Annotated in this window: 19 protein-coding genes; 8 read left to right on the top strand and 11 right to left on the bottom strand. The window is 61.8% G+C overall.

The window, feature by feature from the left end:
• Position 1: 1 nt before the first annotated feature.
• The 7 genes from J5M73_RS13825 to mreB form a co-directional block, all read right to left on the bottom strand.
• Entirely contained in the window at positions 2 to 841 is an 840-nt protein-coding gene (locus tag J5M73_RS13825; protein WP_102861142.1) for a carbon-nitrogen hydrolase family protein, read from the bottom strand.
• Positions 842 to 899: 58 nt separating this feature from the next.
• The gene (locus J5M73_RS13830) at positions 900 to 4,703 is read right to left on the bottom strand and encodes a YhdP family protein (RefSeq protein WP_102861141.1); all 3,804 of its coding nucleotides are present in this window, start codon (positions 4,701 to 4,703) and stop codon (positions 900 to 902) included.
• Between the two features lie 75 nt (positions 4,704 to 4,778).
• The gene (gene rng / locus J5M73_RS13835) at positions 4,779 to 6,236 is read right to left on the bottom strand and encodes a ribonuclease G (protein WP_102861140.1); all 1,458 of its coding nucleotides are present in this window, start codon (positions 6,234 to 6,236) and stop codon (positions 4,779 to 4,781) included.
• Between the two features lie 56 nt (positions 6,237 to 6,292).
• Positions 6,293 to 6,898: a nucleoside triphosphate pyrophosphatase gene (locus tag J5M73_RS13840; protein ID WP_102861139.1), complete on the bottom strand. Its 606-nt coding sequence runs from the start codon at positions 6,896 to 6,898 to the stop codon at positions 6,293 to 6,295.
• 43 nt (positions 6,899 to 6,941) lie between these two features.
• The gene (mreD, locus tag J5M73_RS13845) at positions 6,942 to 7,433 is read right to left on the bottom strand and encodes a rod shape-determining protein MreD (RefSeq protein WP_102861138.1); all 492 of its coding nucleotides are present in this window, start codon (positions 7,431 to 7,433) and stop codon (positions 6,942 to 6,944) included.
• Positions 7,433 to 8,530, bottom strand: a complete 1,098-nt coding sequence (gene mreC / locus J5M73_RS13850) for a rod shape-determining protein MreC (protein ID WP_102861137.1) — start codon at positions 8,528 to 8,530, stop codon at positions 7,433 to 7,435. The genes mreD and mreC overlap by 1 nt, the downstream gene beginning before the upstream one ends.
• 142 nt (positions 8,531 to 8,672) lie before the next feature.
• A complete protein-coding gene (mreB, locus tag J5M73_RS13855; RefSeq protein WP_002555108.1) occupies positions 8,673 to 9,710 on the bottom strand; it encodes a rod shape-determining protein MreB in 1,038 nt (345 codons plus the stop codon).
• Between the two features lie 211 nt (positions 9,711 to 9,921).
• Here mreB and gatC point away from each other — a divergent pair, with 211 nt between their 5' ends.
• The 6 genes from gatC (at position 9,922) to J5M73_RS13885 (ending at position 15,088) form a co-directional block, all read left to right on the top strand.
• A complete protein-coding gene (gene gatC / locus J5M73_RS13860; RefSeq protein ID WP_022642307.1) occupies positions 9,922 to 10,209 on the top strand; it encodes an Asp-tRNA(Asn)/Glu-tRNA(Gln) amidotransferase subunit GatC in 288 nt (95 codons plus the stop codon).
• A 16-nt stretch (positions 10,210 to 10,225) separates the two neighbouring features.
• A complete protein-coding gene (gene gatA / locus J5M73_RS13865; protein WP_102861136.1) occupies positions 10,226 to 11,677 on the top strand; it encodes an Asp-tRNA(Asn)/Glu-tRNA(Gln) amidotransferase subunit GatA in 1,452 nt (483 codons plus the stop codon).
• A 10-nt stretch (positions 11,678 to 11,687) separates the two neighbouring features.
• On the top strand, positions 11,688 to 13,133 hold the full coding sequence (gene gatB / locus J5M73_RS13870; protein ID WP_102861135.1) for an Asp-tRNA(Asn)/Glu-tRNA(Gln) amidotransferase subunit GatB: 1,446 nt from the start codon (positions 11,688 to 11,690) through the stop codon (positions 13,131 to 13,133).
• 82 nt (positions 13,134 to 13,215) lie between these two features.
• A complete protein-coding gene (locus tag J5M73_RS13875) occupies positions 13,216 to 13,596 on the top strand; it encodes a septal ring lytic transglycosylase RlpA family protein (protein WP_102861134.1) in 381 nt (126 codons plus the stop codon).
• 50 nt (positions 13,597 to 13,646) lie between these two features.
• The gene (locus tag J5M73_RS13880) at positions 13,647 to 14,711 is read left to right on the top strand and encodes a calcium/sodium antiporter (RefSeq protein WP_102861133.1); all 1,065 of its coding nucleotides are present in this window, start codon (positions 13,647 to 13,649) and stop codon (positions 14,709 to 14,711) included.
• On the top strand, positions 14,708 to 15,088 hold the full coding sequence (locus J5M73_RS13885; RefSeq protein ID WP_102861132.1) for a carboxymuconolactone decarboxylase family protein: 381 nt from the start codon (positions 14,708 to 14,710) through the stop codon (positions 15,086 to 15,088). Before J5M73_RS13880 ends, J5M73_RS13885 begins: the two co-directional genes overlap by 4 nt.
• A 68-nt stretch (positions 15,089 to 15,156) precedes the next feature.
• Here J5M73_RS13885 and J5M73_RS13890 read toward each other — a convergent pair whose 3' ends face one another.
• Positions 15,157 to 16,098 (bottom strand): AEC family transporter, encoded by a 942-nt coding sequence (locus tag J5M73_RS13890; protein WP_102861131.1) that lies wholly within the window; start codon positions 16,096 to 16,098, stop codon positions 15,157 to 15,159.
• Between the two features lie 166 nt (positions 16,099 to 16,264).
• On the opposite strand from J5M73_RS13890, the gene J5M73_RS13895 reads away from it, so the two are divergent.
• Entirely contained in the window at positions 16,265 to 17,905 is a 1,641-nt protein-coding gene (locus J5M73_RS13895) for a phospholipase (protein WP_102861130.1), read from the top strand.
• 13 nt (positions 17,906 to 17,918) lie between these two features.
• A complete protein-coding gene (locus J5M73_RS13900; protein WP_102861129.1) occupies positions 17,919 to 18,110 on the top strand; it encodes a hypothetical protein in 192 nt (63 codons plus the stop codon).
• 181 nt (positions 18,111 to 18,291) lie between these two features.
• Here the strand turns inward: J5M73_RS13900 and J5M73_RS13905 are convergent, their stop codons facing one another.
• The 3 genes from J5M73_RS13905 to J5M73_RS13915 form a co-directional block, all read right to left on the bottom strand.
• Entirely contained in the window at positions 18,292 to 20,019 is a 1,728-nt protein-coding gene (locus J5M73_RS13905; RefSeq protein ID WP_102861128.1) for an ABC transporter ATP-binding protein/permease, read from the bottom strand.
• A gap of 97 nt (positions 20,020 to 20,116) precedes the next feature.
• Positions 20,117 to 20,677, bottom strand: coding sequence for a response regulator transcription factor (locus tag J5M73_RS13910; RefSeq protein ID WP_025132017.1), 561 nt, complete (start codon positions 20,675 to 20,677; stop codon positions 20,117 to 20,119).
• Complete coding sequence (locus tag J5M73_RS13915; RefSeq protein ID WP_102861127.1) at positions 20,670 to 21,932, bottom strand: ATP-binding protein; 1,263 nt, start codon at positions 21,930 to 21,932, stop codon at positions 20,670 to 20,672. The genes J5M73_RS13910 and J5M73_RS13915 overlap by 8 nt, the downstream gene beginning before the upstream one ends.
• Between the last annotated feature and the right edge of the window lie 130 nt (positions 21,933 to 22,062).

Consider the following 22,062-nt stretch of genomic DNA (forward strand, 5'->3'; position numbering starts at 1 on the left):
CTTATGCAAGCCGTTGAACGCCTTGCGAGAAAATGCGCCGGTGACTGACCACCGGCATCCGCGCCCGAATGGACGCCTGTTCACTGCTGTCGCGCTCGGCCAACAGCACGCCCTCACCTTGATCCTGCTCCGCCAGCACGCGTCCCCATGGGTCGACGATGGCCGCATGGCCGTAGGTTTCCCGTGGGCCGGGATGCACGCCACCCTGGGCCGCCGCCAGCAGGTAGCACTGGGTTTCAATGGCCCGGGCCCGGATCAGCACCTCCCAATGGGCGGCGCCGGTCACCGCGGTAAAAGCCGAAGGCGCGGTAATCAGTTCAGCGCCGGCGGCGCGCAATTCGCTGTACAGCTCGGGAAAGCGCAGGTCATAACAAACCGTCAGCCCCAACCGACCCACCGGCGTATCCGCCACTACCACGCGGTCTCCATGAGCATAGTCATCGGATTCGCGATAGCGTCCGCGATTGTCCGCCACGTCGACATCGAACAGATGCAGCTTGTCGTAGCGCGCCACAATCTGTCCCTGATCGTCCACCAACAATGAACAGGCGTTGGCCTTGGCCTCGGGCTGATCCTCGGGGGGCAGCGGCAAGGTGCCGGCCACTATCCATAACCTGAGGTCGCGGGCGGTCTGTTTCAACCATGGCAGGATCGGACCTTCGCCCAGGGCTTCGGCGCGACCGATGGCTGCCATGTCGCGGCGGCCCATGGCGGCGAAGTTTTCCGGCAGCACGGCCAGCTTGGCGCCAGCAACGGCGGCTTGCTCAAGCAGGCTCCGAGCCTGGTTCAGATTGGCCAGCACATCGCTCTGACTGACCATTTGAATCACCGCAAGAGACATGGCGAACTCCTTGTAGGGTAGGCCGCCATGCTACTCCATAGGCACGAATCGAGGATTCTCAAAACGGCTTGTCGAAGGTGATTTGGGGATCTTTCCACGGGCCTTTGACGTTGTATTTGACGCTGGCAAAGCGCGCCACGCGGTCTCCGATCAGCTTGTCGATCAGGAACAACGCCCCGCCCACCGCAGGCGCCCCGACGATCAGCGCGGCAATCGGCAGGTTGTTGGTGACCGGCAGGGTCACCAGCAGCTTGGCGTCCACCTGATCGGCCACCATATCCAGGGTGCCATTGAGCTCCAGATTGCTCGACGGCCCCGTGAGGGTGATCGGCTCGCGAGTGACATACACGCCATTGCTCGCCGCCAGCACGCCCTTGACCCGGTCATAGCTCAAGCCCTTGCCGAACAGGTCGGAGAAGTCCAGGCGCAGGCGCCGGCCGATGGAGTTGAAGTTGAGCAGGCCGAATACCCGCAGGGCCTGGGCCCCGCCTTCGACTTCAACGAACTGCCCCTTGCGCAGGGTGGCGTCCAGGCTGCCGGAGAAGCGCTTCAAGCCCACCCAGGCCGGTGAGCCTGGCCAGCGGCCATCGACATCCAGGTGAAAGTCTTCACTGGTTACGGTCGGTGCGAAGCCCCAGCCCTTGAGCACATCCGCCAGGTTCTTGCCACCAATACGGCCACGGTACCAACTGCTGCTGGCACCGGCCTGACCTTCCCAGCCCCCCTCGCCTTGCAACTGCATGCCCTTGAGGCCCAGGTCCAGGCCATTGAAGACCATGCCCTTGGCCGTCGGCCGAACCTTGAGCGCCCAGCGACCGATCAGGTCCTGGCCCTGGAACAGTTGGGCAATGGAAATATCCAGGGGCGGAACGTTCTTCGGGTCCACTGAAGCCAAAGGATCAGGTGCATTTTCATCGGTCTGGGCCGTCGGGTCGGCGGCCGGCAGGCGTACGTACGCCATGTCGATGACCATTGGCGCCACCTTGGCATCGGGAATCCCGACTTTGCCCTTGGCCTGTTGACTGTCGATCTGCAGCTCCCAGGCAGAGGGCTTGCGGCTCAGCAGCAGGTTGACCTGATCCAGCGAGGTGCCGAAGGCGCTGAGCTTGCCGACCTTGAAGTCCGCACTGCTGAGCAACTGCTTGGCGCTGCCCCCCGGGTCCTTTCCAGCATAGCGATCCACCAGGGCCTTCCACGGTTCCACATCCAGCTCGGAGAGAATCCCCCGTACCCGCAGCCCTTTGCCAGGAGGCAGCAAGGCCGCACCATCGCCGAGGAACAGTTCGCCCCGACCCTCGGCGAGCTTGCCGCTGGGCGCCGCGAAAGTGAAGTCGGCCAACTCGCCGTATTTGAACCAGTAGCGCCGCTCGGCCCCTTGCAGGGTCATGCGAAACACACTGTTACGCCCGGTGCTGGCAGCCATGCCAAACGGCGCCGGCAGGTCCACCGCCACGCCCTTGAGGCTGGAGTTGACCATCAATTGACTGTCGGCACCGTCAAGGTTCAGTTGCAACTGAAAGGGCACTTCGCCGGACACCGGCAACGGCTGGCTGACTTTCAACCAGTCGGTGAGTTTCTTCACCGTAACCTGGCCCTTGGCAACCACCCGGGTATTGGGCTTGCCTGGCTTGCCATCGGCAAAGATCTGCGCCGTGACCGGCCGATCGAAAGCCTGGGCGCTGATGCCTGTACCGCTCAGGCCCCTGGCACTGTCAAAGCGGAAGTCGCCCTTGAGCTGGGTCAGTTCCAACTCGGGTTCACTGAGTTTGAGGCGCGCCTTGTCAGTCTTGAAGTCCACCAGGATCTTCGGTTCCTCGCCCTTGACCAGGGGGATGTCCAGGTTCAGCTTGCCTTGCAGGTCACCCTCGCCCTGCCAGCCGGCAAAGGTCGATGCGGTGCCGATCGGTGCTTCCTGCAGAATCTTCACCCCGTCACCCAGGCCGCCGGCAAAACTGCCGTCGATGAACATGTGGCTGCTCTGACCGGCAACGGAATGGGGAATGTTGACGAAAACATCCCGCACCTTGGTATCCAACAGCTGCCCCTTGCTGGCGACGATGCGTACGCCGCTGTCTTCGACGAACACGTCGCCGCTGATCTTGCTCAGGTGCGGCCAGCCCGGCTGGAACGCCAGTTCGGCGTCATGCACCTTGAAGAACAGGCTGATGCTGCGAGCCGCCTCGATAGCGTCATGGTTCAGCGAACCCTGGTATTGGAAGAACCCCTCATCCACCGCGCCCTTGAGGATCGCCGTACGCAGCCATTCATCCAGCGCCGGACTGAGCACCTGGGGCAGGTACTTGGCGGTGTAGCGCCCATCGCCGTCCACCAGGCCGACCCGCAGGTCCATGTAGTCTTCCTGGCTGTGGTCGAAGTGCAGCCGGATCAGGAAATCGCCGGCAATCTTGCCCTCTTCCCCCAGCACCTTGAGGTAGGGCGCGATCAGGGTGAAACCTTGTTTGTCGAGTTTCCAGGTCAGGGTGGCGTTGGCCTGGATGTACTGCCAGGGCTTGGCGAAGATCGGGTACAGGTGCAGGGAGAAATCCTTGCTGTCCATGCGCAGCTCGCCCTTACCCAGGTCGCCGCTGATGCTGCCACTGACGTTTCGCGCCGCCGGAGCGCCGTGATAGGCGTCGAAGCCGACCCGATCAAGGTTGGCGGCAAAGCTCAGCCGCTGGTCGCCGGTGTTCTGGGGGCGATAGTCGAGCAGCACATTGCGCAGCCCGCCGCTAACCTTCAAGCGCTCGATGGTGGTGGCCAGGCCTTGCGGCAAAGGTGCCAGGGCATTGAGGATCGGCGTGAGCGGCGTCAGGTCCAGGCGGTCGGCTTGCAGATGCCAGAGTTCTTCACGGTTATCGCCGGCCTGGGTTTGCTGCAGTTGCAGGCGCGATTCCCAGCGGGTTTCGCCAAGGCTCAGCGCCAGGGAATCGAGTTGTACCTGCAGGCCCTGATCGCTGCGCTGGAAGAAGGCATTCAACGCCAGATTCTTCAGGGTGACTGGCGTGCGCTCGGCATAGGCGCCGCTGAGCTGTGGCGCATTCAAGCGCAGCGCCGCGCTCTGCACTGTGCCCTTGGCCCAGGTCAGCCACAGCTCGCCACCGGCCTTGAGTTCGGAGAGTTTCCATTGCTGAGTGACACGGGCCGGAAGCCAGCGCGACCAGTCACTTTGCGGCAGGCTCAGGTACAGCTCGGCCCGGGCGTCGCGCCATGCATCCGCCTGGATGCGTGTGCGCAGGTTGACGGCCAGGGGCTGCCCGTCCGGCAGGGTCAGGCGCAGGTCCAGGCGCTGGCGGCTGGGACCGGTGCGCAGATTGAGTCCGACATAGGTCAGGGCCAGCGGCGAATGATCCTGCGGCAGCAAAGTGACTTGGCTGTCCAACAGGGAGAGTTCCGCGACTTGCTGCAAGCGAGTCAGCAGTTGTCCCGGATCCATGGGTTGGTCCTGCTGCATTGGCAGGCCTTGCAATTGCCATTGGCCGTCCGCGCCTTCCTTGAGGCTCAGACTCAGACCGCTGAGCTCCAGGCGCCCTATGCGCAGGTCACGGGCCAACAGGCTGCCGAGCATGTCCGGGGCCACGCTGACCTGGTCCAGGCGCAGGGCGTTGGCCCCCTCGCCCACCATCACATCGTGTGCCAGGAGAATCGGCGACAGTCCGCTCCAACGCCCTTCCAGGCTACCGATATGCACCGGCAGCCCCACGGCCTGCTGCACCTTGGCTTCGACCTCGGCCTGGTACTCAGCCACCAGCGGAGTCAGTTCCCGACCCAGGCTGACGTACAAGGCCGTCACCACCAACAGCAACGCGCAGGCACCCAGCCCCCAGCGAATCAGCGTGGTGAACAAGCGGATCAGCCGCTCCATCTCAGTTGGCTCCCATGGCAAAAGTCATGCAAAAAGCTGAAGCCAGCCGTTTCCAGTGGTGTAAAACACGGGAAATCAGAGCAGCACCACGTCGTATTGTTCCTGGGAGTACATGGTTTCGACCTGGAACCTGATGGTACGGCCGATAAAACCTTCCAACTCCGCCACATTGCCCGACTCTTCGTCCAGCAGACGATCCACCACTTTCTGATTGGCCAGCACTCGATACCCTTCTGCCTGATAAGCCCGGGCCTCACGGAGGATTTCACGGAATATTTCGTAACAGATGGTTTCCGGGGTCTTCAGCTTGCCCCGTCCCTGACAACTGCTGCAGGGCTCGCAGAGCACCTGCTCCAGGCTCTCGCGCGTGCGTTTGCGGGTCATCTGCACCAGGCCCAGTTCGGTGATGCCGATGATGTTGGTCTTGGCGTGATCGCGCTCCAGTTGCTTCTCCAGGGTCCGCAGTACCTGACGCTGATGCTCCTCGTCTTCCATGTCGATGAAGTCGATGATGATGATCCCGCCCAGGTTGCGCAGGCGCAGCTGCCGGGCAATGGCGGTAGCGGCTTCGAGGTTGGTCTTGAAGATGGTTTCCTCAAGATTGCGATGACCGACGAAGGCCCCGGTGTTGACGTCGATGGTGGTCATGGCTTCCGCCGGGTCCACCACCAGATAACCACCGGACTTGAGTGGCACCTTGCGCTCCAGGGCCTTCTGGATTTCATCCTCGACGCCGTACAGGTCGAAGATCGGCCGCTCACCGGGGTAGTGCTCCAGGCGATCGGCGATTTCCGGCATCAGCTCGGCAACGAACTGAGTGGTCTTCTGGAAGGTTTCCCGGGAGTCGATGCGGATCTTCTCGATTTTCGGGCTCACCAGATCCCGCAGGGTACGCAGCGCCAGGCCCAGGTCTTCGTAGATCACATTGGGCGCGCCAATGGTCTTGATCTGAACGCCGATCTGATCCCAGAGCCGACGCAGGTAGCGAATGTCCATCAGGATCTCATCGGCACCGGCGCCCTCGGCGGCAGTACGCAGGATGAACCCGCCCGCCTCCTTGATGCCTTCCTGGGCCACGCAGTCGCTGACCACCTGCTTCAAGCGCTCACGCTCGGCTTCATCCTCGATCTTCAGCGAGATGCCGACATGGGCGGTACGGGGCATGTACACCAGATAACGTGAAGGAATCGACAACTGGGTGGTCAGTCGGGCGCCCTTGGTGCCGATGGGGTCTTTGGTGACTTGCACCACCAGGCTCTGCCCTTCATGCACCAGGGCACTGATGCTTTCCACCGCCGTACCTTCACGGGTGGAAATTTCCGCAGCATGAATAAACGCTGCGCGGTCCAGGCCGATATCGACGAAGGCGGCCTGCATGCCAGGCAATACCCGCACCACCTTGCCTTTATAGATGTTGCCAACGATACCGCGGCGCTGGGTCCGTTCGACGTGAACCTCTTGCAGCACTCCGTTTTCGACCACCGCCACCCGTGATTCCATCGGCGTGATGTTGATCAGAATCTCTTCACTCATGGCAGTGTCTCGTTCAGGCGTGTTCATAGAAGGCCGCAGCAGTCGGGTACGGCGCTTTAGCGCACTGGAAGGTTTTGCCAACAGGGTATGCCGAAATGGCCAAGCAGTTCTGCGGTTTCGCACACCGGCAAGCCAACCACAGCGGAGTAACTGCCATTGAGCCCTGACACAAACACCGCCGCAAGCCCCTGGATTGCATAACCGCCGGCCTTGTCCCGAGGCTCGCCGCTGGCCCAGTAGATGCTCGCTTCCTCAGGGGAGATGGCGCGAAACCGCACCAGGCTGCGCACCACTCTCGACTCGCAGCGCTCCCCGTCGAGCAGGGCAATGGCGGTCAACACTTCGTGCTCGCGCCCGGCCAGCGCCATGAGCATCGCCAGGGCGTCGGCCTGGTCCAGCGGTTTGCCGAGGATCCGCCCGTCCAGCACCACGGCCGTATCGGCTCCCAGCACACAGGCCGGGGCCCGGGATTCGCTGCTGGTGATCAGGGCGCGCCCGGCCGCCGCCTTGCCACGGGCAAGACGCTCGACATAAGCCGCAGGGGATTCATCAGCCAGCGGAGTTTCATCGATGTCCGCGCTGATGGCGGTGAAGGGCACACCGATCTGGGTGAGCAGCTCACGCCGACGGGGCGAACCGGAAGCGAGGTAAAGCGGATTCATCAAGACATCTCCCTGTCGAGGTGCGGGCCAATGCCTGACCGAACTAATTGATTTTGAAACGTCGGCGCAACCCACGCAGGCCAAAGCTGACCCACGGCCACAACAGCGCACTGACCAGGGCTGGCAGGACCAGCGCCAGGGTCGGCTGGCGATTACCGGTCAGGGCGCTGAGCCAGAGTTGGACCAACTGCGCCAAGCCAAAGATCACCAGGATCACCAAACTCTGCTGCCACATCGGGAACATCCGCAGACGCTGTTGCAGGGACAGCACAAGGAAGGTAATCAGCGTCAGGATCAAGGCGTTCTGCCCCAGGAGCGTGCCGTAAAGCACATCCTCCGCCAGCCCAAGGCACCAAGCCGTGACCATGCCCACCTTGTGCGGCAGGGCCAGGGCCCAAAAGGCCAGTAGCAGGGCCAGCCATAGCGGGCGCAGGATTTCCATGAACTGAGGCAAAGGCGACACACTCAGCAGCATGCCGATCAGAAACGTCAGCCAGACGATCCAGCCGTTTTGCGAATAGGTGCTACCCGCCATTATTCTCTTCCTCCGGTGGTGGCCGGTGCCGCAGCCGGAGGCTTGGCCGCCGCCGGTTTCACCACAGGTTTATTGACCGGCTTGGCCGGAGCATGGGCGGCCGGTTTGACCGGAGTCGCTGGTGCAGTCGCGGGGGCGCTGGCAGGGGCTGCGGTCGCAGCTGGAGTCACCGCAGGCTTGGGCACCGTGGTCGGCACCACCGGGGTGGTATTGCCACCCTGCTGGTCCTGGGCTTCCTGAGCCTGGGCCGCATCATTGGCCCGCTCTTCGGCCGTGCGCGGATCACTGAATACCAGTAACAGGTAACGGCTGCGGTTCAGCGCGGCAGTGGGCACCGCTCGCACAATGGCGAATGGCTGACCGGAATCGTGGATCACTTCCTTGACCGTGGCCACCGGATATCCAGCGGGGAAACGCTGGCCAAGGCCCGAACTGACCAGCAAATCGCCTTCCTTGACATCGGCGGTGTCGGCCACGTGGCGCAACTCCAGGCGCTCCGGGTTGCCAGTGCCACTGGCAATGGCCCGCAGGCCATTGCGATTGACCTGTACCGGAATGCTGTGGGTGGTGTCGGTGAGCAGCAGCACGCGGGACGTGTAGGGCATCAACTCCACCACCTGTCCCATCAGGCCACGGGCATCGAGCACCGGCTGACCGAGAAAGACGCCATCGCGCTCACCTTTATTGATGATGATGCGGTGGGTGAAGGGGTTCGGGTCCATGCCGATCAACTCGGCCACTTCAACCTTCTCGTTGACCAGTGCCGAAGAGTTGAGCAACTCGCGCAGACGCACGTTCTGCTCGGTCAAGGCGGCAAGCTTTTGCATGCGCCCCTGCAGCAGCAGGTTTTCGGTCTTGAGTTTTTCGTTTTCAGCGACCAGCTCGGTGCGACTGCCGAATTGACTGGCAACGCCCTGCCATAGCCGCTGCGGCAGGTCGGTGATCCAGTAGGACTGCATCAACACCAGCGACATCTGGCTACGCACTGGCTTGAGCAGTGTGAAGCGGGCATCGACCACCATCAGTGCGACCGACAGTACGACCAGCACCAGGAGGCGCACGCCCAATGAGGGGCCTTTGGCGAAAAGCGGTTTAATAAGCCGCTCCTCCCAGGCAAATGTTGTGTTTATTCATACGGCATCAAACCGGCCTGGATGCAGATTGACAGAAGATAAACGCCACAGGCAGCACTGCAAAGTGCTGCCTGTGAGCGCAACAGCATAGATGCAACAGGCGAAGTTACTCGCTGGAGAGCAGGTCCATGGTGTGTTTGTCCATCATTTCCAATGCACGGCCACCGCCGCGAGCAACACAGGTCAGCGGATCTTCGGCAACGATCACCGGCAGACCGGTTTCCTGGGCCAACAGCTTGTCCAGATCACGCAGCAGAGCGCCACCACCGGTCAGCACCAGACCGCGCTCGGCGATGTCCGAAGCCAGTTCCGGAGGCGATTGCTCCAGGGCACTTTTCACCGCCTGAACGATGGTTGCCAGGGACTCCTGCAGAGCCTCCAGCACTTCATTGGAGTTCAGGGTGAAGGCACGTGGCACGCCTTCAGCCAGGTTACGGCCGCGTACGTCGACTTCACGCACTTCGCCGCCTGGATAGGCAGTACCGATTTCCTGCTTGATGCGCTCAGCGGTGGACTCACCGATCAGGCTGCCGTAGTTGCGACGCACGTAGGTGATGATGGCCTCGTCGAAACGGTCGCCGCCAACACGTACGGATTCGGCATAAACCACACCGTTCAGGGAGATCAGGGCGATTTCAGTGGTACCACCACCGATGTCCACGACCATCGAACCACGGGCTTCTTCAACCGGCAGGCCGGCACCGATCGCAGCGGCCATTGGCTCTTCGATCAGGAACACTTCACGGGCACCGGCGCCAAGGGCCGACTCACGGATGGCACGACGTTCAACCTGGGTGGACTTGCATGGAACGCAGATCAGCACACGAGGGCTGGGCTGCAGAAAGCTGTTTTCATGAACCTTGTTGATGAAGTACTGCAGCATCTTTTCGCAGACGCTGAAGTCGGCGATCACGCCGTCCTTCATCGGACGAATGGCGGCAATGTTGCCCGGAGTACGACCGAGCATGCGCTTGGCCTCAGTACCAACCGCAACAACACTTTTCTGATTACCGTGGGTCCGAATGGCCACAACCGATGGTTCATTCAGGACAATACCGCGCTCGCGCACGTAAATAAGGGTGTTGGCAGTGCCCAGGTCAATGGAAAGATCGCTGGAAAACATGCCACGCAGTTTCTTGAACATGGGAAAGGGACCCTAGGCAACGCGTGGGTAAAAAAGTGCGGCAAACTCTAACAACGACAGGGATTTTGGGCAAGGCGCCAATATGTTAAATTGGCCGCTTTTCTGTGCACCAAACCCCACAATCGCGGCCATAAGACCGTAGAAATGCGGTAGTGTTCCGACAATCTAACACGCGGACGAAATCCGTTTTTGTTTTCCACTGGAGAATCCCATGGCGCTTGAACGCTCCGACGTGGAAAAAATCGCTCATTTGGCCAGCATCAAGCTCAATGAAGGCGATCTTCCACACATCACCTCCGCCCTTAACAGCATTCTCGGGCTGGTGGATGAAATGCAGGCAGTCGATACCGATGGTATCGAGCCCCTGGCCCACCCTCTGGAAGCCAGCCAGCGCCTGCGCGCAGACGTTGTGACCGAGTCCAATCATCGCGAGGCCTATCAGTCCATCGCACCAGCGGTCGAAAACGGCCTGTATCTGGTTCCGAAAGTCATCGACTAAAGGGAAAGAGCCTGCAATGCACCACATGACTCTGGCCGAGATCGCCCGCGGCCTCGCCGACAAGAAGTTTTCCTCTGTAGAACTGACCCAGACCCTGCTGGCGCGCATCGCTCAGCTGGATCCGCAGATCAACAGTTTCATCAGCCTCACCCAAGACCTGGCCCTGGGCCAGGCCAAGGCCGCCGACGAACGTCGCGCCAACGGTGAGAGCGGAGCCCTGCTGGGCACACCGATCGCCCACAAAGACCTGTTCTGCACCCAAGGCATCCGCACCAGCTGCGGTTCGAAGATGCTCGACAACTTCAAGGCGCCCTATGACGCCACTGTGGTCGCCAAGCTGGCCGCGGCCGGAGCCGTGACCCTGGGCAAGACCAACATGGACGAATTCGCCATGGGCTCGGCCAACGAGTCGAGCTGGTACGGCGCAGTGAAAAACCCGTGGAACCTGGAGCACGTGCCCGGCGGTTCGTCCGGTGGTTCCGCCGCCGCCGTAGCCGCGCGCCTGCTGCCTGCGGCCACCGCCACCGACACCGGCGGTTCGATCCGCCAGCCCGCCGCCTTCACCAACCTCACCGGCCTGAAGCCGACCTACGGTCGCGTTTCCCGCTGGGGCATGATCGCCTACGCTTCCAGCCTCGATCAGGGTGGCCCGCTGGCACGCACCGCCGAAGACTGCGCGATCCTGCTGCAAGGCATGGCCGGCTTCGACCCGAACGACTCCACCAGCATCGATGAACCGGTGCCGGACTACAGCGCCAGCCTCAGCGGCTCGCTGCAGGGCCTGCGCATCGGCGTGCCGAAGGAGTACTTCAGCGCCGGTCTCGACCCGCGCATCGCCGAACTGATCCACAACAGCATCAAGGAGCTGGAAAAGCTCGGTGCGGTGATCAAGGAAATCAGCCTGCCGAACATGCAGCACGCGATTCCCGCGTACTACGTGATCGCCCCGGCGGAAGCCTCCTCCAACCTGTCGCGTTTCGACGGCGTGCGCTTCGGCTACCGTTGCGAGAACCCGGCCAACCTTGAAGACCTGTACAAGCGCTCCCGTGGCGAAGGCTTCGGCAGCGAAGTGCAGCGCCGGATCATGGTCGGCGCCTACGCGCTGTCCGCCGGCTACTACGACGCCTACTACCTCAAGGCGCAGAAAATCCGTCGCCTGGTGAAGAACGACTTCATGACCGCTTTCAACGAAGTCGACATCATCCTCGGCCCGACCACGCCCAACCCGGCCTGGAAGCTCGGCGCCAAGAGCAGCGATCCGGTCGCCGCGTACCTGGAAGACGTCTACACCATCACCGCCAACCTCGCGGGCCTGCCGGGCCTGTCGATGCCGGCCGGTTTCGTCGACGGCTTGCCGGTCGGCGTGCAACTGCTCGCCCCGTATTTCCAGGAAGGCCGCTTGCTCAACGTTGCGCACCAGTATCAGTTGAACACTGACTGGCACACCCGCACCCCAACCGGCTTCTGAGGAGACACACATGCAATGGGAAGTCGTGATCGGGCTGGAGATTCATACCCAGCTCACCACTCAATCGAAGATTTTCTCCGGTAGCTCCACCGCCTTCGGTGCCGAGCCCAACACCCAGGCCAGCCTGATCGACCTGGGCATGCCCGGCGTGCTGCCGGTGCTGAACCAGGAAGCGGTGCGCATGGCGGTGATGTTCGGCCTGGCGGTAGACGCCGAGATCGGCCAGCACAACGTGTTCGCCCGCAAGAACTACTTCTACCCGGACCTGCCCAAGGGTTACCAGATCAGCCAGATGGAGCTGCCAATCGTTGGCAAGGGCCACCTGGACATCCCTCTGGAAGACGGCACCATGAAACGCGTCGGCATCACCCGCGCGCACCTGGAAGAAGACGCCGGCAAGAGCCTGCACGAAGAGTTCAACGGTGCCACCGGCATCGACCTGAACCGCGCCGGCACGCCGCTGCTGGAAATCGTGTCCGAGCCGGACATGCGCAGCGCCAAGGAAGCCGTGGCCTACGTCAAGTCGATCCACGCGCTGGTTCGCTACCTGGGCATCTGCGACGGCAACATGGCCGAAGGCTCGCTGCGTTGCGACTGCAACGTCTCGGTCCGCCCCAAGGGCCAGGTCGAGTTTGGCACCCGCTGCGAGATCAAGAACGTCAACTCGTTCCGCTTCATCGAGAAGGCGATCAACAGCGAGATCCGTCGCCAGATCGATCTGATCGAAGACGGCGGCAAAGTGATCCAGCAGACCCGCCTGTACGACCCGAACAAGGACGAAACCCGTCCGATGCGCAGCAAGGAAGAAGCCAACGACTACCGTTACTTCCCCGATCCGGACCTGCTGCCCGTGGTTATCGAGGATTCCTTCCTCGACCAGGTACGTGCCACCCTGCCAGAACTGCCACCGCAGAAACGCGAGCGCTTCCAGGAGCAGTTCGGCCTGTCGGTCTACGACGCCAGCGTCCTGGCCACCAGCCGCGAGCAGGCGGACTACTTCGAGAAAGTTGCCAGCATTGCCGGTGACGCCAAGCTCGCCGCCAACTGGGTCATGGTCGAACTGGGCAGCCTGCTCAACAAGCAGGGTCTGGAAATCGACGAAGCCCCGGTTTCCGCCGAACAGCTGGGCGGCATGCTGCTGCGGATCAAGGACAACACCATCTCCGGCAAGATCGCCAAGACCGTGTTCGAAGCCATGGCCAATGGCGAGGGCAGCGCCGACGAGATCATCGACAAGCGCGGCCTCAAGCAAGTCACCGACAGCGGCGCGATCTCCGCGGTGCTGGATGAAATGCTCGCGGCCAACGCCGAACAGGTCGAACAGTACCGCGCCGCCGACGAGGCCAAGCGCGGCAAGATGTTCGGCTTCTTCGTCGGCCAGGCGATGAAAGCGTCCAAGGGCAAGGCCAACCCGCAACAGGTCAACGAGCTGCTGAAAAGCAAGCTCGAAGGCTGATCGAAAAATGCAGCCTTGGCTTGTCAGTCGAAATCGCGGGGATGCAAGCCCGTCTTCGCTGGCAAGCCAGTTCCTGCGAATAATGACTCCCCGTCCCTGGTTCGTGGCCTGTGCCCTGCTCGCTCTGCTCACGGGCTGCGCAAGCAGCCATATCGTCGACCCTCGAGGTTATGACCAGACCGGGACAGCCTCCTATTACGGCGCCCGCCATCATGGCAAACGCACCGCCAGCGGCGAGCCCTTCGATCAGAACGGCCTCACTGCGGCCCATCGCGAACTGCCGTTCGGCACCCGAGTGCAAGTCACCAACCAGGGCAACGGCAAAAGCGTCGTGGTCCGTATCAACGATCGTGGCCCGCACACTCGCGGCCGCCTGATCGACTTATCCCGCGCTGCCGCGCAACAGCTGGGCATGCTGCGCAGCGGCACCGCCAAAGTACGCATCCAAGCCCTCAGCGACTGAACGACGGAGCCCGAGCCATTACCGCCTTTGCCGAACTGCCCCTGCTCAGCCTGATCCAACTCATCAGCGGCCTGGTGATGCTGATCGTCGGCGCCGAGTTGCTGGTGCGTGCCGCAGTACGTTTGTCCGCACGCCTGCATGTACGTCCGCTGATCATGGGCTTGAGCATCGTCGCCTTCGGCAGCAGCGCGCCGCAGATGGCCATCAGCCTGCAGGCGACCCTGGCCGACAACACCGATATCGCCGTAGGCAGCGTGATCGGCAGCAGCATCTTCAACATCCTGGTGACCCTGGGTCTATCGGCCCTGATCATTCCGCTGCGGGTATCGCGACAGCTGGTGCGCCTGGACATCCCGTTGATGATCGGTGCCAGCCTGCTGGTATTCATGCTGGCCTATAACAAGCGTCTCAGCCCCTCCGACGGCGTCATCCTGCTGGCGGCCCTGGTGCTGTACCTGCTCCTGCTGTTGCGCCAGTCGCGGCACTCGGCACGCCATCACCTGCCCGCTCCAGCCGGCCAGCGCGGTTTCGCGCCCAGGTTCAGCAGCATGCTGATGGTGCTTATAGGCCTGGGGCTGCTGGTCTTCGCCGGACACTTGCTGCTAGGCGCCGCCGTCACCGTGGCCGACGATCTGGGCTTGTCGGAGCGGGTCATGGGACTGACGGTGATTGCCGTCAGCACCTCCCTGCCCCAGCTCGCCACTTCCCTGCTCGCGGCCCTGCGGGGCCAGCGGGATATCGCCGTGGGCAATGTCATCGGCAGCAATCTCTTCAACTTGCTGGGGGTCCTGGGGTTTACCGCCCTGGTGGCTCCGACGCCGCTCTCGGTTTCGCCCAACGCCCTGGATTTCGACTTGCCGGTGATGCTCGGCGTCGCGGTGCTGTGCCTGCCGGTGTTCTATTCGGGGTATCGCGTGACCCGGGCCGAAGGCTTGCTGTTTCTCGGCCTGTACCTGGCCTATGGACTGCACGTGGTGTCCTTCACCACGGGCATGCCCCTGGCGGGCAAGCTGGAACACTTGATGCTGTTTTTCGTCCTGCCAGCGCTGGTGGCGTTTCTGCTGTTCAGTTCGCTACGGGCCTGGCGCCGCCAACACAAGAGAGAAGCGCCATGAGCGAAAACAAGAAAAGCGGACTGCAAATGCGTCGCCAAGTGATGGGCGACGCCTTCGTCGACCGAGCTCTGGGCAACGCCACCGAATTCACCCAGCCACTGCAGGAGTTCGTCAACGAACACGCTTGGGGCGGCGTGTGGAACCGTGATGGCCTGCCATTGAAAACCCGTAGCCTGATCACCCTGGCAACGCTGACCGCGCTGAAGTGTCCCCAGGAGTTGAAGGGCCACGTGCGTGGCGCCCTGAACAACGGCTGCACCGTGGAAGAGATACGTGAAGCGCTGCTGCATTGCGCGGTGTATGCCGGAGTGCCGGCCGCCATCGATGCGTTTCGCGCAGCCCAGGAAGTGATTGACGCTTATCAGCAGCCGCAGTGAACCCGTTGTTCGTCGACAAGCCGCCTCCTGGCGCTGCCTTGTAAGAGCCGGCTTGCCGGCGAACAGCTTCAGATCCACCCACCCCACTGCAACACAAAGATCCCAATGTTGGTGGTCACTGCCGCCATCACGGTGGTGATGACGATAATGGCCGCCGCCAGCTCATGATTGCCATTGGCCGCCCGGGCCATGACATAGCTCGCTGCAGCAGTCGGACTGCCGAAATACAGAAACAGAATCCCCAGTTCCGCCCCGCGAAAACCGCATAACCAAGCGCCAAAGGTTGCCAGCGTCGGCAGGCTGACCATCTTCAGCAGGCTGGAGCTCACGGCCATCCGCCCACTGTTGCGCAAGGCCGCCATGGACAATGTGCCGCCGATGCAGATCAGCGCCAGAGGCAGACTCATCTGTGCCAGGTATTTTCCCGAAGTCTCCAGCCAGCCGGGAAGGCTGATCTGCCAGTAGGCAAACGGCGCAGCCACCAGCACGCTGACAATCAACGGATTGCTGAACACACTTTTGCAGATGCTCCAAGGGTCGGACTTGATCGCCGGGCTGTAGACCGCCAGGACCACCGTCGACAGGGTGTTGTAGTAAAGAATCACCAACGCGGCGAGCAGCGCCCCCAGGGAAATCCCGTAATCCCCATACATGCTGGCTGCCAGGGCCAGGCCGATGATCGCGTTATTGCCGCGAAACGCCCCCTGGGTATAGATCCCCCGATCCACCTTCGGGCAACGCCAGATGGCCCAGCCCCAGGCCAGGGCAAAACAGACCAGGGTGGCCAGCGAAAAGTAGATCAGCACGCCAGGCTTCAGTGAGGCATGCAGGTCGGCATGGACAATGCCGAGAAACAGCAAGGCCGGCATGGTGACGTTGAACACCAGGGCCGACGCCGTATGGATGAAGTTGTCGTTGATCCACCCCACCCGCTTGAGTAGCAGCCCCAGAAACAGCATCGCAAACACCGGCGCAGTGATCGCCAGGGTTTCGAAAAAAATAGCCAGCATGCGCGGGGGGACCTTGAGCCTGTCGTTAGGGCGCTAATGATAATCCAATCAACCCGCCCTCACGTAACCGTCTTCTTGACGGCGTGTCATTTTCAATTATGCTCACGATAACTGTATATACATACAGTTAAACCAAGCATAATCATGACATATCAAGGAGCTAGAAATGTCAGGACTCTCTGCACAGATGCAGCAACAGCCACAACAGGCCGGCAAGATCATTGCCGATCTGGACCGTTTGTTCACTGAACAAGGCGTCGCCATTTCCGGCGATGGCGACACCCTGGTGCTGGTCGCCGACGGCCACCACACCATCAAGTACCACCGCCCGGAAGATTTGCCCCACACCCCGCAAAAGTCCGCCAGGGGCCTGCCTCAATTGCGTTTTGAGGGCGGTGAACACACCGCCATTGGCGACAGCACCCTGCTGCGCTTCGTCAAGGATGCGCCGGCCATTCCCGCGTGGCAGGTCGAACTGCACCTGCCCAACGGCCTGGCCCTGACTTACGGCCAGGTGGTTGCGCTCGGCGGCGATTTCTACGGTATTCCCGAGCAGCCGATCTGCGAAGGCGCAACGCCGGCTGATCGAGTGCAACGCTTTACCGCGGCCTTCAACTCCCTGGCCGTACTGCCGGCGGCGAAAGACGAAGCCCGACAGATCCTCGCGGTGATGCAGAAGGAAATCGTTGCCGCCAACCAGGCGATCCGCGACGGCAAACAGCCCCACGAAGCCTATGACGCCCTGGGCGATACCCTGTCTGAAGAGTGGAACCGGATCACCGGCGGCGGCAGCGTGGTCTCCGCCCTGTTCCCTCTGGGGCGCTACCTGAAGCTGGCGGCCAACAATGCCGACCACTTTGGCGAATGGGCCCTGACGGCGTATATCGCCGGGCACACGGCCGCCCTGCAACAAGCGGTACTGGCGGGCAAGACTGCCGACGACAAGCAACTGGAACTGGCCTACGCGATGAACGCCTTCGCCGACCACTTCCTCACCGACCTGTTTTCTGCCGGCCACGTACGAGTGCCACGCAAACAGGTGGCGGCGGTGGTCACCCCCAGCGACCTGGGCTCGCTGATTACCCGTTTCATGCACGACGAGGACAGCAAGTTCGGCCTCAATGTCAGTAACGCCCAGGGCGACCGCTGGCACGCCTACGGCGACAAGCGTTATTTCGACAGCGTCGATCATCGCAATCGCCAGCAGGTGAAACAGGCGGTGCAGCGTTCGGCAGACGAGATCTTTACCAGCTACCTCAGCGGCAACCTGCCGGCGCCCGCCAGTTACGCGACCCTCAAGGCCTTGCCGGACCTGAATGCCGCCAAGAGCGGCAACTTCTCGCCACTGTTCGTGATGAGCGGTGACAAAGTGCTGCGCCGCAGCGACGTCAACAATCTCAATGACAGCAAGACCATCGACAACTGGTGGGGCTGGAGCACCTACCTGCTGCTGAAGAACTACAGCCCGAACAAGCCGGCGGGCTACCTGGAAACCCCAAGCGCGGTCCCGACAATCCTGGCCGATGGCTGGCAAAGCCACACCCCCAGCGAGCCCAACTGGCTCCCTGGCCAGGCGGTGCGCTATGCCCTCAGCGAAACCAACGGCTTGAACGAGTCATACATCGGTCCCTGGTCGGCCTACATGGAACTGAGCGACAGCTTCCAGCCGACCTTGAGCATCCCGGCCGGCACCAGCAACAGCAGCGCCACCGGACGCAATGTGTTCCGTCAGTTCCGCGGTGGCTCGCCGGAGCTGATCGGCTCCATCGACAAGAACGCCAGCCGCTTCATCGACCGTAACGCCTGATAAGGAAATCACCATGGCTATCAACCTGAAACTGCAACTGGCCTCCGGGCAATCCCTCAAGGACGCACCTCTGGAGCTGCTGCTCAACGGCGCTCCGATTGCCCGCGCCTGCGTGGATGAACACGGCAACGTGGCCTTCAACGCCAAGCCGGGAAGCGGCCAACTGGCCGTACGAGTTGACCGTTCGATCCTGCACAAAGCCTAACCGCGCGCTGTAGGAGCGGGCTCACCCGCGAGCAGGCCTCCTGCTCCGCTGCGCCAGCGCCGGTTCATGGCCCTGGCGCAGCCGGCGTCATTGCCCTCAATGATCGCCAACCCCTGATTTCACCGAGACGTCCTCCCGAACCTCGCACTCAAGCCAAGCGGCAAGGCTTACCTGGCCAGCGTCATACGGTCACCGTCTGTTCCAGCAAATGCCCCTGCTCAATGCGTACATGACGGGGATGGAAGCGCTTGAGGCTGCTGCGATGGCCGACGCTGACAATGCTCAGCCCCGGCAACTGATCGATCAACGCCTGGTACAGATTGGCTTCATCTTCTTCATCCATGGCCGAAGTCGCCTCATCCATGTACAGCCATTGCGGCGCATAGAGCAGCGCCCGGGCAAACGCTAGCCGCTGCTGCTCCCCCGGCGACAACATGCGCTGCCAGTGATTGCTCTCGTCCAGACGCGCCACCAGATGGGGCAGACGGCAAGTTTCCAGGACCTGTGCATAACGCTCCTGGGGGTAGCTGTCGCCCGACTGTGGATAACTCAAGGCTTCCCGCAGGCTGCCAATGGGCAGGTAGGGCTTCTGCGGCAGGAACAGGTAGCGCTGGTTCGGCAGCAAGATGCTCCCGTGCCCCGCCGGCCACAAGCGTCCCATGGCTCGCAACAGGGTGCTCTTGCCACTGCCGGAGCGACCACTGAGCATCAGTCGCTCGCCAGGATTCACGGTCATCTGGGCACCGGCCAGCAAATGACGGCCATCCGCCAGATCCAGTCCCAGATCACGCACCTGCAATTGTTCGCCCTGGTGCTGCACGTCAATCGCCGGAGGACGCTCCTCGTTTTCACTCATGGCCTGGCGGAAGCTCAACAGACGGTCACAGGTAGCGCGCCAGGCGGCGAGGTCCGAATAAGCGCTGATAAACCAACTGAAGTTCTCCTGGACATTGCCGAACGCCGAGTTGATCTGCATCAGCTCTCCCAGCTCGATCTTGCCGGCGAAGTAACGCGGCGCGGCGACAATAAACGGGAAGATGATCGCGATCTGGCCATAACCGGCGGTGAAGAAGGTCAGGCGCTTGGAGACCTTCATGATGTCCCAGAAGTTGTGCCAGACCTTGCTGAAACGGCTGCTCAGACGCTGGTTCTCATTCTTCTCGCCGTCGTAAAGGGCAATGCTCTCGGCGTTCTCCCGGACTCGCACCATGGAGAAACGCAGGTCGGCTTCAAAACGTTGCTGTTGATTGTTCAGGCCGATCAAGCGACGCCCGATCAGGTGGGTCAGCCAACTGCCGACCGCCGCATACACCAGGGCGCACCAGAACATATAGCCGGGAATGGTATAGCCCATGACCTCGATACTGCCGGATACGCCCCAGAGGATGATGGAGAAGGACACCAGACTGACCACGTTGCGGATCAAACCCAGGCCCAGGGACAAGGTGTTGGTGGTGAAGCCGTTGAGGTCTTCGGAAATCCGCTGGTCGGGGTTATCGGTGTAGCCGCCCTGCTCCAGCTGGTAGTAGTTCTTGTTGCCCAGCCAACGGGCAAAGTGTCTTTCGGTCAGCCAGGCGCGCCAACGGATGGTCAGCATCTGGGTCAGGTACAAGCGATACACCGCACCGAGAATGGCCACCGCGGCGATCCCGCAGAAATACAGGATCAGGCTCCAGAAAGCCGCCTCGTCCTTCTTCTGCAAGGCGTTGTAGAAGTCCTTGTACCAACTGTTGATCCATACCGAAATGGCGACACTGAACAGCGACAGGCCAATCACCGCGATCAGCAGCAGCCAGGCCTTGCCCTTCTCTTCACTACGCCAGTAAGGGGTAATCATGGCCCAGACCCGGCGAAAAAATTGACCGCGCACAGCATCGTTGACCGCGGAGTACTCAGCGTTCTGATTCATCGTTGTGGCTCGATAGGGAGAAGGACAAGCGTTGAGCCGATCTTAGTAGATCGGCTCGCTTTTTCACGGTGTCCAGCGACATTCATTCAGTCGCGGTTCAGCGACGCACGGGACGCTTCTGCAGTTTGCGCTGCAAGGTACGGCGATGCATGCCCAGGGCCCGGGCAGTGGCGGAGATATTACCTTCGTGCTCGGTCAGCACACGCTGGATGTGCTCCCATTGCAGACGGTCCACGGACATCGGGTTTTCCGGCACCAGGGTGTCCAGGTCCGCATGTTCGGAGAGCAGCGCGGCCAGCACATCATCGGCGTCCGCGGGTTTGCACAGGTAGTTGCAGGCACCGCGTTTGATGGCTTCCACCGCCGTGGCGATGCTTGAATAGCCGGTGAGGATCAGGACGCGCATTTCCGGGTCCAGCTCCAGCAGCTTGGGCAGCAGCACCAGCCCGGAGTCGCCATCCATCTTCAGGTCCAGCGCGGCGTAGTCCGGCAGATCCTGCTGGGCGATGGTCAGGCCCTCTTCCGCGGAACCTGCGGTACTGACGCGAAAGCCCCGGCGGCTCATGGCGCGTGCCATTACCCGGGTAAAGGTGGCGTCATCATCCACCAGCAACAGATGCGGCAGTTCTTCGCCTTCGACTTGGATCTCTTCACTCATGGTCGTCTCCTCGGGCGGCACGGGGCAGGCGCAGCTCGGTGAGCGTTCCGCCTTCCTCATGACTGTAGAGTTTCACTGAGCCGCCGGCGCGGGTCACGCTGGCCTTGCTCAAAAACAGGCCCAGGCCGAAGCCTTTGCCCTTGGTGGTAAAAAACGGTTTGCCGATCTGCTCGGCGATGGCCAAGGGTACTCCGGCGCCGTGGTCACGAATACTGATGGTGAGGTTTTCCGCATCCCAGTCCAGGCGCACTTCCAGACCTTCGGCACAGGCATCGGCTGCATTGTTCAACAGATTGAGCAAGGCCTGGGTCAAGTCCGGCGGCGGCGCCAAGCGCGGCACTGGTCCCTCTCCCAGCAGATGAAAGCGGTAGCTGGCCTCGGGACGCATCAGGTGCCAGCGATTCAAGGCTTCGTCCAGCCACTGGGTGACTTCCTGCATCTCCACCGCCATACGGCGATTGGCCTCGGCGGCGCGCACCAGTTGCTGCAGGGTTTCCTTGCACAACTTGACCTGGTCCTGGAGCACGCTGAGGTCATCCTGCAACAGCGGGTCGGGATGGTCCTGGCGCATCTCCTTGAGCAATACGCTCATGGTCGCCAGCGGCGTGCCCAACTCATGGGCGGCACCGGCGGCCTGGGTCGCCACGGCCAGCAATTGCTGATCGCGCAGGCCTTCTTCACGGCGGATCGCCCGCAACTCTTCCTGACGGCGCAGTTCTTCGGCCATGCGTGCAGCGAAGAAGGTGATCACCGCCGCCGCCAGGGCAAAACTCAGCCACATGCCATAGACCTGCAGGTTTTCCCGGGCGATGGGGAAAGTCTGCAAGGGATAGAACCGCGCCAGCAACAAGGTGTAGAGGGTCAGGGCAATACCCGACAGCACCACCGAATAGCGCCAGGGCAAGGTCACGGCGGCGATCGTCAGGGGCACCAGGTAATAGGAGACGAAGGGGTTGGTAGAGCCGCCGGAGAAATACAGCAGCACACTGTGGATAAACAGGTCACAAGCCAGTTGCAGGGCATATTCCAGCTCCGTCACCGGCCACGAGGTTCGCAAGCGGATGGCGGTGAAGGCACAGAGCACCATGGAAAACATCAAGGTGACGCCCAGTTGCAACCAGGGCAGTGGCAACAGTTCCAACCAATAGGCGAGCCCCACCGAACCGGCCTGAGCAGCCAGAACCAGGGTACGAATAAAGGTCAGGCGCCAGAGGTTCTGACGAGTGGCAGACAATAATTTTACGGGGGCGAGCATGAGCTCTCCTGATGAGCGCTCCAGGGCAATCGGCGGGAGTATAACCAAGCAGCCCCCGCCACAGGCAAAACTGCGGCAAAGCGTCACAGAAAAACAGTGGCAAGCTGCACGCTTTGAGCTACAAGCGTAT

It is taken from the genome of Pseudomonas sp. 50_B (assembly GCF_017491625.1).
GTDB lineage: Bacteria > Pseudomonadota > Gammaproteobacteria > Pseudomonadales > Pseudomonadaceae > Aquipseudomonas > Aquipseudomonas danubii.